The sequence below is a fragment of the Paenisporosarcina antarctica genome (assembly GCF_004367585.1).
GTDB classification, from domain to species: Bacteria; Bacillota; Bacilli; order Bacillales_A; family Planococcaceae; genus Paenisporosarcina; species Paenisporosarcina antarctica.
This window is the reverse complement of sequence record NZ_CP038015.1, coordinates 155,000-168,691: the sequence shown is the minus strand read 5'-3', so window position 1 is coordinate 168,691 and position 13,692 is coordinate 155,000. Positions and strand designations below refer to the sequence as shown.

The following is a 13,692-nucleotide window of genomic DNA, read 5'->3' as shown; positions in this document are numbered from 1 at the left end:
TTAAACATAGCTACCCGTTACCTCCTACTAGCAGAATCACAAAAGTTTATACATTCTTAACGAAAACAAAAAACCTCCGCATTTAAGCGAAGGTTTAACTGGTTAAAAAGAATTTGCTTTACCTAAATTCATCGAAATTTTTCTACATGCTTCCAACTTGCCGATATCAAAGTTACCGCCACTAACGATAATGCCGGTTTTCTCGGAGTTAAATGGCAAGTGATTATAAAGAACGGCTGCAACAGCTGCTGCTCCCGCTCCTTCCACAAGCATTTTTTCACGCTCCAGCATAAAGAGAATAGATGAAGCAATTTCCTGTTCACTAACTGTGATGACGTCGTCCACATAAGACTGGATGATTTTTGTTGTCAATTTGCCAGGATCTTTCACATTAATCCCTTCTGCCATTGTAGGCGAGAACGGGATGGGTGAATTAGTTGTTCCATGAAAAATTGAGGAGATTGCGGATGCACTTTGAGCCTGCACGCCGATGACTCGGACGGACGGGTAAATCAATTTAACCGCAATCGCTGTTCCTGCGAGCAATCCTCCGCCCCCAGCTGGAACAACGATGGTATCTAAGTCTGGACATTGCTGCAGCATTTCCATTGCAACCGTTGCTTGACCTTCAATGATAGCCAAATCATCGAAGGGATGGACGAATGCAGCTCCGGTTAAGAGTTGCTCTTTTTTGGACGCTGCGTATGCTTCTTCAAAGTTCTTTCCAATCAATCTGACATCCGCTCCATATTGCCTAGTTGCCAACACTTTCGCTTCTGGTGTAGTTTCCGGCATAAAGATCGTTACTTGCAGTCCTTTTTCTCTACCCGCAAGAGCCACGCCCTGTGCATGGTTTCCTGCCGAAGCAGCAATAATCCCTTTTGCACATTCTTCATCAGATAATTGACTGATTTTATTGAACGCTCCCCGAACTTTGAAAGACCCTGTTTTCTGCAGATTTTCAAGTTTTAAAAATACTTCACTGCCCGTAATTCTGTTCAATGTGCTCGATTGTTTACACGGAGTACGGTGAACAATTGGTGCTAACTTTTCAAATGCGCTGTATAAACCTGCTGTGCTATATGAATTCCCAACAAAACCATCTCCTCTATTAGTTATAATTACGCCTGCTGCATTCTTTCTTCATATGCCGTGATTTGAGACTCGTGTTGGAATGTTAGCTCTATCTCATCCCATCCTTTTAGAAGCATTTCTTTCCAATAAGGATCAATTTCAAACTCTAAACGAGTTCCATCCTGCCCTAAAACAGTTTGCTGTTCCAAATTTACCTCTAGTTTATACTCTTCGTGCTTTCCTTTTTTAATGAGTTCTTCCACTTCATGACTCAACAGACGAATCGGTAGAATGCCGTTTTTCACACAGTTATTATAAAAAATATCAGCAAAGCTCGGTGCAATGACCACATTAAAACCGTAATCTTGAATGGCCCATGGTGCATGTTCACGAGAAGAGCCGCAACCGAAATTTTCTTGTGCGACTAAAATTTCAGAACCGTTAAAGCGCTGATCATTGAGAACGAAATCTTCTACAGTTGTTCCATCTGGATTGAAGCGCCAATGATGAAATAAGTATTTACCAAAACCCGTGCGCTCAATACGTTTTAAAAATTCTTTTGAAATAATTTGGTCAGTATCTACGTTCTTCCGGTCAAGTGGCGTCATCACACTTGAAATTTTATTGATTGGCTTCATCTGTAGACCTCCTTCAGGTAATCAAATTCAGGACGATGACACTGGTTCATGCATATACTTCCGGACATCCGTGAAGTGACCTTCTATAGCAGCAGCTGCAGCCATGACTGGACTGACCAGATGTGTCATTGATCCCGCTCCTTGACGCCCTTCAAAGTTTCGATTAGAAGTTGAAGCGCAGCGTTCCCCTGCAGGAACCGCATCTTCATTCATAGCTAGACACATACTACAGCCGGTCTCACGCCATTCAAATCCAGCATCTAGGAATATTTTATCCAAACCTTCCTCTTCCGCTAGTCTTTTTACAGATGCGGACCCAGGTACAACGATTGCTGTGACAGATGGATGCACTTTTTTACCCTCCACCACCGCGCTAGCCGCCCGCAAATCCCCTAAGCGAGCATTTGTGCACGAACCAATGAACACGTGCTGGATGTCTATAGCTGACAATGGTGTACCTTCTTCTAGATTCATATAAGCTAGTGCCTGCTGCAATGCTTCACGATCTGCTTGTTTTTCAAAACTAGATGCAAATGGTACATGACCTTCGATACCAGCTCCCATGGAAGGATTTGTTCCCCAAGTGACAAACGGAGAGATTTCATCTGCATGTATCGAGATAGAGACGTCATACTCCGCTTCCTGGTCCGTCGCAAGCGATAACCATTGCGCTGCTACTTTATCAAAAGCGTCTCCCTTTGGAACATGTCTACGGCCTCTCAAGTATTCAACCGTCTTGTCATCAGGGCTAATCAACCCTGCACGAGCTCCCGCTTCAATGGTCATATTGCAAATTGTCATACGTTGTTCCATCGTAAAATTACGGATTACTTCTCCCGTGTACTCTACAATATGACCCGTTCCCATATCAATTCCAAACTTCGCGATAATCGCTAGAATGACATCTTTTGCCGTAACGCCGAATCCAAGTTCCCCATCGATACGAATTTCCATTGTCTTCGGTTTTGATTGCCAAAGGGTTTGAGTCGACAGTACATGCTCCACTTCACTCGTCCCGATGCCGAACGCCAAAGCACCGAATGCTCCATGTGTTGATGTATGACTGTCACCACAGACGATGGTCTTGCCTGGCTGTGTTAATCCTAACTCTGGTCCAATGACGTGTACAATCCCTTGGTCAGGATGATTCATCCCTGCAAGCGGTACGCCGAACTCATCACAATTATCCTGCAACGTTTTAATTTGCTTGCGAGAAATTGGATCTTTAATGGTATCACGGTTTCTCGTAGGTACATTATGGTCCATCGTGGCAAAGCATAAATCCGGACGACGAACTTTCCGCCCATTAAGCCTTAAGCCTTCAAATGCTTGAGGGGAAGTGACTTCGTGTAATAAATGAAGATCTATATAAAGGAGGTCTGGCTTACCTTGTTCTTCGTAAACAATATGTTGTTCCCAAATTTTCTCAATAATCGTTTTCGGCATTCGAAGCGCTCCTTCCCATTAAATATAAGAGAACATGATGTGTTCAGATACAAATTCTCTTTCAAGCTCTTCAATGACTTTTGTAACGAATGTATCAGTCGAGACGACGCGTTTACCGTCCTTGAACAGGTCAACCGTACAATAACCGTCTTCCAATACGCCCATCACTGCTTCTTCCATAGCCGACGCTTCTGAATGAAGGTTGAAAGAATGTCTTAGCATCATGGCAGCTGATAAAATGGCTGCAGATGGGTTTGCTATGTTTTGCCCTGTGATGTCTGGCGCAGAGCCATGTACTGGTTCGTAGAGACCGAATCCATCAGCACGAAGACTAGCAGAAGGTAGCATTCCAAGAGATCCAGTGATTACCGATGCTTCATCACTTAAAATATCACCAAACATATTTTCAGTGACCATAACATCAAACCCTCTAGGATTGGTGATCAATTTCATGGCTGCCGAATCAACTAGCATATGCTCCACTTCGATATCAGGATAAGCATTCTTGCGTTCTTCGACAACTTCACGCCATAGTTTACTCGTTTCCAACACATTGGCTTTATCAACTGAAGTAAGCTTCCCTCTTCGCGTGCGCGCGATTTCAAAAGCATGATTGACAATGCGCTCGATTTCTTTTCTGGTATAAACCAGTGTATCGACTGCCGATTTTTCGTTTCTACGTTTTGGTTCTCCGAAATATAAACCACCAGTCAATTCACGAACAATAACCATATCGACTTCTTTGGCCACTTCTTCTTTCAATGGTGACGAATCTAAAAGTGAAGGAATCGCTTTTACAGGTCGGATATTTGCGAATAAATCAAAATGCTTTCGGATACTCAATAAGCCTTTCTCTGGTCGCAAATGAGAGGGGTGTTGATCCCATTTAGAACCTCCGACTGCACCAAGGAGGATTGCGTCACTAGCTTCACAAACCTCAATCGTTTCCTGAGGCAGCGGATTTTCATATTGATCAACCGCTATACCGCCAATTGCAGCATATCTTAAATGAAAAGTATGTCCATAGCGCATTGCAATGGATTTCAGCACCTTGACTGCTGCTTCTGTAACTTCTGGTCCGATTCCGTCTCCGGGCAATACTGCTATTGTCTTTTCCATTAGAAATTCCTCCTTTTCCTATTCACTTATCTTTTATCCTGCTTCTACTTCTACTTTTTGATTCGATTTTACAAGTTGACGATTCACTGCGTTTAAATAAGCTTTTGCTGATGCTTCCAAGACGTCCTGTGCAACATCACGTCCCGTAACCGTATCCCCGTTATAACTTAGGTTAATGACCGCTTCGCCCAATGCGTCGCGTCCCTTCCCAATGGAGGTTACACGGTAATCCAATATATGGACTTTACCAGCGACAATACGTTCTAACGTGTTAAATATGGCTTCAACAGCCCCTGCTCCAGCAGCTGATTGACTAATTAGTTCACCATTCGGTTGGCGGGCTGATACAGTAGCAATTGGAATACTATCTGTACCGTACTGTACTTGCACACTGTCTAATTCATAGACAGGTATATGTTTTTCGTTAATTTGCTGATCTGTTAGTAATACAAATAGGTCTGCTTCCAGAATTTCTTTTTTGCTATCTGCTAGCTTTTTAAACTCCGCAAATGCTTTATTTAACTTCTCATCGTTCAACTCAAAGCCCATCTTAATAGCACGGTCTTTAAAAGCATGTCTGCCAGAGTGTTTTCCTAGAACGAGTTCAGTGCTTGCGTCTCCAATCAATTCTGGAGTAATAATCTCATAAGTTAATGGGTTTTTCAGCATACCATCTTGGTGAATACCCGCTTCGTGAGCAAAGGCATTCTTCCCAACAATCGCTTTGTTAGGCTGAATCAAGCTACCCGTCAACTGACTAACCAGTTGACTAGTTCGCTTAATTTCTTTCAAATTGACACCCGTGTTAACACCATATATTTGTTTTCGGATGTGCAAGGCAACTGCAATTTCTTCTAAAGCAACATTCCCTGCACGTTCTCCGATTCCATTAATAGTACCTTCAACTTGATCTGCACCATTTTCAATAGCTGCAAGCGTATTTGCTGTCGCCATACCTAAATCATCGTGGCAATGTGCAGAAAGTTTCACTTTTTCGATACCAGTTACATTTTCTTTCATATATCTAAATAAGGCTCCGTATTCGCTTGGGGTTGCATACCCCACCGTATCTGGAAGATTAATCGTTGTCGCACCTGCTTCGATCACTTTTTTGATAATAAAAGCCAAAAATTCCGGATCAGAGCGAGAAGCATCTTCGGCTGACCATTGAACAAGCGGGAAGAACTTACGTGCGTATTTAACAGACTCAACTGCGATTTCCACTACCTGGTCAGGAGTTTTCATCAACTTATGTTCCATATGAATAGGTGAAGTAGCCAAGAAAATATGAATATGAGGCTGTTCAGCGCCTTTCAATGCTTCCCACGCTCGATCAATATCACTTTTAACTGAGCGGGCAAGCCCTGTAATAATTGAATTCTTTACGATGCCAGCAATTCGTTGTACAGCATCGAAATCACCTGGTGAAGAAGCTGGAAATCCGGACTCGATGATCGTTGCTCCAAAACGTTCAAGCTGCCGGGCGATTTCAATTTTTTCAGCTGTATTTAAATTGATACCTGCTGACTGCTCTCCGTCCCTTAGCGTAGTATCAAAGATGTCAATTACGCGCACTTGCGACCACCTCTTTTTCTTTAACTTTTTTCCCTTCATTTACAAATGGCATCATTGCGCGAAGTTTACGACCTACTACTTCGATTTGATGAGTTTCTTCTGCTTTTTCAATTGCAGTGAATTCCGGACGATTTAATTGGTTTTCAAGCAACCATCCTTTGGCAAACTTCCCTGTTTGGATGTCTGTAAGGATATCCTTCATGCGGGCTTTCGTATCAGCATCCACAACACGCGGGCCTGAAACGAAATCTCCCCATTGTGCTGTATCCGAAATCGAATAACGCATTCCTGACATTCCACCTTCATACATAAGGTCTACAATCAATTTCAATTCATGCATACATTCAAAATAGGCAAGTTCCGGTTGGTATCCAGCTTCTACAAGCGTTTCAAAACCAGCTTTTACAAGAGAAGTTAAGCCACCACATAATACAGCTTGCTCACCGAACAAATCAGTTTCTGTCTCTTCTTTAAACGTTGTTTCTAACACTCCTGCACGTGTACTACCAATCCCTTTTGCGTAAGCAAGTGCGATTTCCTTTGCTTGCCCTGTAACATCCTGATGAATCGCGATTAATGCAGGAACTCCTGCTCCAGCTTCAAATGTACGACGAACTAGATGCCCTGGTCCTTTAGGTGCCACTAAAAACACATCTACATCTTTAGGAGCTACAATCTGATTGAAATGAACATTAAAGCCGTGGGCAAATACTAACGATTTCCCAGCTGTCAATGACGGTTTAATATCATCGTTATAAATTTGTGTTTGACGCTCATCCGGAACTAGCATCATGATGATATCCGACGCCGCTGCCGCTTCTGAAGCTGACGCCACTTGCATGCCATCTTCTTGTGCTTGATCAAATGATTTACCTGCACGTACACCTACGACAACATTAAATCCTGAATCCTTTAAGTTTTGTGCATGCGCATGACCTTGAGATCCGTACCCGATAACTGCAATTTTTTTACCTTTCAATACCTGTTCGTTTACGTCTTGGTTATAATACATTTTTACCATTTTAATTTCCTCCTCGAGTTTGTTGGTTTTTTTTTTATAAAATAGATAATTGGTCTGTATAGGCTTTTTGTGTTTCCCGGACGAATGCTGATACGCCAGTTCTTGTAAGTTCTTTAATACCATATGGCTTCATTAAATCAATGAACGCTTCAATTTTGTTCGGTTCACCTGTTACTTGAAACGTTGTTACATTTTTGCTCATATCAACAACCGTCGCTCGGAATGGCTCAACAATTGTGCGAATTTCATTTCTGACAGACGGTGGAGTGACTACTTTGACTAATGCCAACTCCCTCAAAACAATTGCTTTATCCGTAATGTCATTTACTTTGATCACATCGATTTGTTTCTGTAGCTGTTTTAAAAGCTGCTCTAGTTTTCCTTCGTCTACCACATTTACCACAAATGTCATTTTCGACATTCCAGGCTGTTCGGTGTGCCCAACGGAAATACTTTCGATGTTGAACTGACGTTTCATCATAAGCCCAGTAACGCGGTTAAGCACACCGCTTTGATTAATTACCGTAGTTGTTATAACTCGTTTCATTCACCTTTCACCCCGATCATCTCGTTCAAACCTCTCCCTGGTGCGACCATTGGATAAACGTTTTCCATCTGCACGACCCGACAATCAATTAATACTGGTTCATTTGAATTAAGTGCTTCTGCGAATACAACTTCCGCTTCTTCTAGCGTCTCTACTTTGTATCCTTTAATATCATAAGCTTCCGCCAATTTCACAAAATCTGGCTGCACATGAATTAGAGACTGAGAAAAGCGTCCTTCATAGAAGGTTTCTTGCCATTGCCTTACCATACCAAGGCATTGATTATTTAAAATGACTACTTTAACAGGAAGGCGAAGTTCCTGAAGCAGGGATAATTCCTGCAAGGTCATTTGAAATCCAGCATCTCCTACAATCGCAATAACTTTGGAATTGGGCTTTGCAAGTTGTGCCCCAATTGCTGCAGGGAATCCAAAGCCCATCGTCCCGAGCCCCCCTGAAGTTACCCAGTTATCCGGATGATTGAATGCGTAATATTGCGCTGCCCACATTTGATGCTGTCCAACATCAGTTGTGACAACTGCATCTCCTCCTGTTATGCGATGTATCAATTGAATCGCTTGCTGTGGAAGAATTCCCTGTTGTTTTTCTGCGTTATACTGCAGAGGATAGTCTATCTGGTTTTGCGACAAACAGTCTAACCACTCTGTTGTATCCGGTGCTTCGAATGATTGTTTCAACAGCTCTAGCAGTGCTTGTTTCGCATCAGCTACTATCGGAATTGCTGTCGGAACATTCTTACCAATTTCAGCTGGATCAATATCGATGTGGATTACTTTCGCATTAGGTGCAAAATGTGCGAGATTTCCTGTTAACCGATCATCGAACCGTGCACCAATATTCAGTAGGACATCGCATTCACAAATGGCTGTATTTGCTGTATACGTTCCATGCATTCCAGCCATTCCAAGAAATAACTTATGATTTCCGGCTATGCTACCAAGTCCAAGCAACGTATTTGTAACTGGAATTTGATTACGTTCCACAAATTCCTTTAGCTCCTTAGTCGCTTTGGCGGTTAAGACACCCGCACCCGCTAAGATTAGCGGTTTCTTCGCCTGAGACAGTGTCTGTGCTGCCTTTTGGATTTGAAGATAGTTAGGACTAGTCGTTGGTTGGTAGCCTGGTAAGTACACGTCCTCATCTTTTGCGTTAGTCGCTACAAACAGGTTCGTTGAAATATCTTTTGGTATATCCACAACGACAGGTCCTGGTCGACCAGTAGAAGCAATATAAAATGCCTCTTTGATAATTCGAGGCAAATCTTTCACGTTCTTTACTTGGTAACTATGTTTTGTAATTGGTTGTGTGATTCCTAAGATATCGGCTTCTTGAAAAGCATCTGTCCCAATTACTCCACTTGCTACCTGCCCTGTAAATACCACCAGTGCAATTGAATCGAGCATAGCGTCTGCAATTCCAGTCACCAGGTTCGTTGCTCCCGGTCCTGATGTAGCGATGACGACTCCCGTTTTTCCTGATACACGGGCATACCCTTCAGCTGCGTGTATTGCACCTTGTTCATGACGGGCAAGCACATGACGGATTGGATTTTGATGCAATGCATCATAAATCGGTAGCACCGCACCACCTGGATAACCGAAAATAACGTCTACACCTTGGTCTTTTAAAGATTGAATCAGTACATCTGCACCCCTACCCGGTAGTTTCTGAATCGCTTTTTCTACAAATTTAGAACTTGCTTCCAAACCTTCCGCCTCCTTCTTTCTTATGCCTCGGTGGAATAAAAAATAAAAAAGCTTTTCCATCCCTACACAAAGAAACATATTCTTTGTATAGGGATGAAAAAGCTTCATGGTACCACCCTATTTCACTGCGTAAACGCAGCCTCATGGACAAGCGCGATGCTTAGTCCGTTGATAACGATAACCTTGATTGGAACGGTTACCGGGAATGCCTAATCGGTATGAACCTTTCAGCACTCCACTCGGAGGGGATGTCGTAAATGGGTGTATTACCGACTTGCACCACCGTCGGCTCTCTGAGAATACAATTTCCGTTACTTTAACCTCGTCATTGAATTGTCTTTATATGATTGTTTATTAATATCCAGTTGAGAAAATCAATTGGTTAGCATTTCCGTTTTTATTGTATGAATAAAATCCTTCGAACATTCCACTCAAGAATAAAAAATCAATCCGTTGGTGAACTTTTAAATTTACATATTGACCAGTTAATTTGCATTTGGTATTTGTAAATTGTTGCTATCGTAACGTCTATTTTAAAGGGTGTCAATCAATATATTTTAAATAATTTGTTAATTATGAATATTCATTAAAATTGTAACCGTTTTCATTGTTAATCTAATAATGTTTTTATAATTTTAAAAAAGTTTTAGACATTTTAGGATTACAGGTTAAAAAAGTGAGTATTGAGTAAATACAAAAAAAAAGCAGATGACATATCTGCTCTAAAAAAACTTATTATGTAGGAACAATTTCTAAGTATTTTAATTCAGCAGATCATTACATGCGTGTGATTTGTTGAATTGCTATGTTTATTCCTGTTCATTTTAATTTATTCCCGTTGGTGAGGTATTTATTCCCATTCGAATACTGTTTATTCCCGTTCAAATCGATTTATTCCCTTTGGCAATCACTTTATTCCCGCTCGCCCAATTTCTCCCACAAAAATACCCCGATTGACTATATTGATTTGATTTTCGCTGAGCTGCTGTATTGTGAAGTGTTAGTTGCTTTATGTATGCCATTTAAGTTTTATTTGTGATTTATTTCAGTTGGCGAGGTGTATATTCCGCAGTATTCAGACATCTCTCCGTCAAATTTTAGACAAAAAAAGATCTTACCAGCGTCCCGGCAAGATCTTCTTTAAGTTATTAATTATTTAGTGATAGTCGCAACTACACCAGCACCAACAGTACGTCCACCCTCACGGATAGAGAACTTTGTACCTTCTTCAAGCGCGATTGGAGCGATAAGAGCAACAGTCATTTCGATGTTGTCTCCAGGCATAACCATTTCAACGCCTTCAGGAAGATTACAAACACCAGTCACGTCAGTTGTACGGAAGTAGAACTGTGGACGGTAGTTAGTGAAGAATGGAGTATGACGTCCACCCTCTTCTTTTGAAAGAACATAAACTTCAGCTTTAAATTCAGTATGTGGAGTAATTGAACCCGGCTTAGCCAGAACTTGTCCACGTTGGATATCATCACGAGATACTCCACGAAGAAGAGCACCGATGTTGTCACCAGCTTCTGCATAGTCAAGAAGTTTACGGAACATTTCAACGCCAGTTACGATTGTTGATTTCGGTTCTTCAGTGATACCGATGATGTCAACAGGATCTCCAACTTTAATACGTCCACGATCTACACGACCAGTAGCAACAGTACCACGACCTGTGATTGAGAATACATCCTCAACAGGCATCATGAATGGCTTGTCAGTTTGACGTTCAGGCATTGGGATATAAGCGTCAACAGCGTCCATTAATTCAACGATTTTTTCTTCCCATTCTGCTTCGCCTTCAAGAGCTTTAAGAGCAGAACCTTTAATTACTGGAATGTCGTCGCCAGGGAAATCATAATCAGAAAGAAGATCACGAACTTCCATTTCTACTAATTCAAGTAATTCTTCGTCATCTACCATGTCACATTTGTTCATGAATACTACTAAGAATGGAACACCAACTTGACGTGAAAGAAGGATGTGCTCACGTGTTTGTGGCATTGGGCCGTCAGCAGCAGATACTACTAAAATTCCGCCATCCATTTGTGCAGCACCAGTGATCATGTTTTTAACATAATCGGCATGTCCTGGGCAGTCAACGTGTGCATAGTGACGAGTTGCAGTTTCATACTCAACGTGAGAAGTGTTGATTGTGATTCCGCGCTCTTTTTCTTCAGGAGCGTTATCAATTTGTGCATAGCTCATTGCAGTACCACCAGAACGTTTAGCAAGAACTGTTGCGATTGCTGCAGTTAAAGTTGTTTTACCATGGTCAACGTGACCAATTGTACCAATGTTTACGTGTGTTTTAGAACGATCAAATTTAGCTTTACCCATTAGAGAAGTCCTCCTCAAAATTTATATGATTAGTTTTTAATAGTAGTGTTGAAGGACTAGTACCCTCAACACTCAACGCTTTCGTAATAACTATACTTATTTAAAAAGTTAACATGCAATTATTAACCTTTATTTTTTTTAATAATTTCTTCACCAATTGATTTTGGTACTTCTTCATAGTGATCGAAGTGCATTGAGAATACACCACGGCCTTGCGTGTTAGAACGCAATGAAGTTGCGTAACCAAACATTTGAGAAAGTGGAACCATTGAACGTACTACTTGCGCGTTTCCACGAGCGTCCATACCTTCAACGCGTCCTCGACGAGATGTAATGTCACCCATAATATCACCAAGGTATTCCTCAGGGATAACTACTTCAACACGCATAAGCGGCTCAAGAAGTACTGGTTTACATTTTGATACTGCGTTTTTAAGAGCCATAGAAGCAGCAATTTTAAACGCCATCTCATTTGAGTCAACATCATGGTAAGAACCGTCAAATAGACGAGCCTTGATGTCAATAAGTGGATATCCTGCGATTACACCATTTTTGATTGAGTCACGAAGACCTGCTTCAACAGCTGGGATATATTCACGTGGAACACTACCACCGACGATTCCGTTTTCGAATTCAAAGCCTTTTCCTTCTTCGTTTGGAGAGAATTCAATCCAAACGTGTCCGAATTGACCACGTCCACCAGATTGGCGAACGAACTTACCTTCAACTGAAGCTGATCCACGGAATGTTTCGCGGTAAGAAACCTGTGGCGCGCCCACGTTAGCTTCTACTTTGAATTCACGACGCATACGATCAACAATAATATCTAAGTGAAGTTCACCCATACCAGCAATGATAACTTGACCAGTTTCTACGTCAGTGTGAGCACGGAAAGTAGGATCTTCCTCTTGAAGCTTTTGTAAAGCTTGACCCATTTTATCTTGGTCAGCTTTTGACTTCGGCTCTACAGATAACGAGATAACTGGTTCAGGGAATACCATAGACTCAAGTATGATTTGTTGTTTTTCATCACACAAGGTGTCTCCAGTTGTTGTGTCTTTAAGACCAACAGCTGCAGCGATATCACCACAATAAACTTCTGCAATTTCCTCACGAGAGTTTGCGTGCATTTGTAGGATACGACCTACACGTTCACGTTTACCTTTTGTAGAGTTTTGCACATATGAACCAGAAGAAAGAGAACCAGAGTATACGCGGAAGAATGTTAACTTACCAACGTAAGGGTCCGTCATAACTTTAAATGCTAATGCAGAGAAAGGCTCAGAATCATGCGGTTTACGCAATTCTTCTTCTTCAGAATCCGGAAGTGTACCCATCATTGGCGGTACATCTGTCGGTGCTGGAAGATAGTCGATTACTGCGTCAAGCATCATTTGAACACCTTTGTTTTTGAAAGCAGTACCAAGAACAACCGGGAAGAATTCTACACTAAGCGTACCTTTACGGATAGCAAGTTTTAATTCTTCTTTTGTGATTTCTTCAGCATTAAGGTATTTCTCCATTAGTGCTTCATCAAGTTCTGCAACACCTTCAATTAACTTCTCGCGCCATTCGTTTGCAAGTTCCATATGTGATTCAGGAATTTCTCTAACTTGGATGTCAGTTCCTTCATCGTTACCAAAGAAAATTGCATTCATTTCGACTAAGTCGATAATCGCTTCGAAGTCATCTTCAGCGCCAATTGGCAACTGAATCGGATGTGCATTTGCTGCTAAACGATCATGAAGTGTTCCTACAGAATATAGGAAGTCAGCTCCGATTTTATCCATTTTGTTTACGAAAACAATACGTGGTACGCCGTAAGTTGTAGCTTGACGCCATACTGTTTCAGTTTGAGGTTCAACACCAGACTGAGCATCAAGAACCGCTACAGCACCATCAAGTACACGAAGTGAACGTTCAACTTCAACAGTGAAGTCTACGTGCCCCGGAGTATCGATAATGTTTACGCGGTGACCTTTCCAAGCAGCTGTTGTTGCAGCAGAAGTGATCGTGATTCCACGTTCTTGCTCTTGCTCCATCCAGTCCATTTGTGAAGCACCTTCGTGCGTTTCACCAATTTTGTGGATACGACCTGTGTAATAAAGAATACGCTCTGTAGTTGTTGTTTTACCAGCATCGATATGAGCCATGATTCCAATATTACGTGTATTCTCTAAGGAGAATTCTCTAGCCATATTTGTA

At 41.7% G+C, this 13,692-nt stretch carries 11 protein-coding genes and 1 other annotated feature; all 11 genes read right to left on the bottom strand.

All coding sequences use genetic code 11. The features are described from left to right. Positions 1 to 102: 102 nt before the first annotated feature. A complete protein-coding gene (locus E2636_RS00800) occupies positions 103 to 1,038 on the bottom strand; it encodes a threonine ammonia-lyase (protein WP_134208150.1) in 936 nt (311 codons plus the stop codon). Positions 1,039 to 1,121: 83 nt separating this feature from the next. Then, positions 1,122 to 1,712, bottom strand: coding sequence for a 3-isopropylmalate dehydratase small subunit (leuD, locus tag E2636_RS00795; protein ID WP_134208148.1), 591 nt, complete (start codon positions 1,710 to 1,712; stop codon positions 1,122 to 1,124). 27 nt (positions 1,713 to 1,739) lie between these two features. Beyond that, entirely contained in the window at positions 1,740 to 3,158 is a 1,419-nt protein-coding gene (gene leuC / locus E2636_RS00790; protein ID WP_134208146.1) for a 3-isopropylmalate dehydratase large subunit, read from the bottom strand. A gap of 18 nt (positions 3,159 to 3,176) precedes the next feature. Then, positions 3,177 to 4,277 carry a 3-isopropylmalate dehydrogenase gene (gene leuB, locus E2636_RS00785; RefSeq protein WP_134208144.1) on the bottom strand — a complete coding sequence of 367 codons (1,101 nt, stop codon included), beginning with the start codon at positions 4,275 to 4,277 and terminating at the stop codon, positions 3,177 to 3,179. A 33-nt stretch (positions 4,278 to 4,310) separates the two neighbouring features. Next, entirely contained in the window at positions 4,311 to 5,852 is a 1,542-nt protein-coding gene (locus tag E2636_RS00780) for a 2-isopropylmalate synthase (protein WP_134208142.1), read from the bottom strand. Then, positions 5,839 to 6,933, bottom strand: a complete 1,095-nt coding sequence (ilvC, locus tag E2636_RS00775) for a ketol-acid reductoisomerase (RefSeq protein ID WP_407670290.1) — start codon at positions 6,931 to 6,933, stop codon at positions 5,839 to 5,841. The genes E2636_RS00780 and ilvC overlap by 14 nt, the downstream gene beginning before the upstream one ends. Next, positions 6,908 to 7,420, bottom strand: coding sequence for an acetolactate synthase small subunit (gene ilvN / locus E2636_RS00770; RefSeq protein WP_017380563.1), 513 nt, complete (start codon positions 7,418 to 7,420; stop codon positions 6,908 to 6,910). Before ilvN ends, ilvC begins: the two co-directional genes overlap by 26 nt. Further along, positions 7,417 to 9,147 carry a biosynthetic-type acetolactate synthase large subunit gene (gene ilvB / locus E2636_RS00765; RefSeq protein ID WP_134208138.1) on the bottom strand — a complete coding sequence of 577 codons (1,731 nt, stop codon included), beginning with the start codon at positions 9,145 to 9,147 and terminating at the stop codon, positions 7,417 to 7,419. The genes ilvN and ilvB overlap by 4 nt, the downstream gene beginning before the upstream one ends. An 86-nt stretch (positions 9,148 to 9,233) precedes the next feature. Further along, positions 9,234 to 9,485: a binding site (T-box leader), on the bottom strand. 543 nt (positions 9,486 to 10,028) lie between these two features. After that, complete coding sequence (locus E2636_RS18830) at positions 10,029 to 10,169, bottom strand: hypothetical protein (protein ID WP_166669460.1); 141 nt, start codon at positions 10,167 to 10,169, stop codon at positions 10,029 to 10,031. A 130-nt stretch (positions 10,170 to 10,299) separates the two neighbouring features. Further along, positions 10,300 to 11,487, bottom strand: coding sequence for an elongation factor Tu (gene tuf, locus E2636_RS00760; RefSeq protein ID WP_017381021.1), 1,188 nt, complete (start codon positions 11,485 to 11,487; stop codon positions 10,300 to 10,302). A 122-nt stretch (positions 11,488 to 11,609) separates the two neighbouring features. Further along, positions 11,610 to 13,685, bottom strand: a complete 2,076-nt coding sequence (gene fusA, locus E2636_RS00755) for an elongation factor G (RefSeq protein ID WP_134208135.1) — start codon at positions 13,683 to 13,685, stop codon at positions 11,610 to 11,612. Between the last annotated feature and the right edge of the window lie 7 nt (positions 13,686 to 13,692).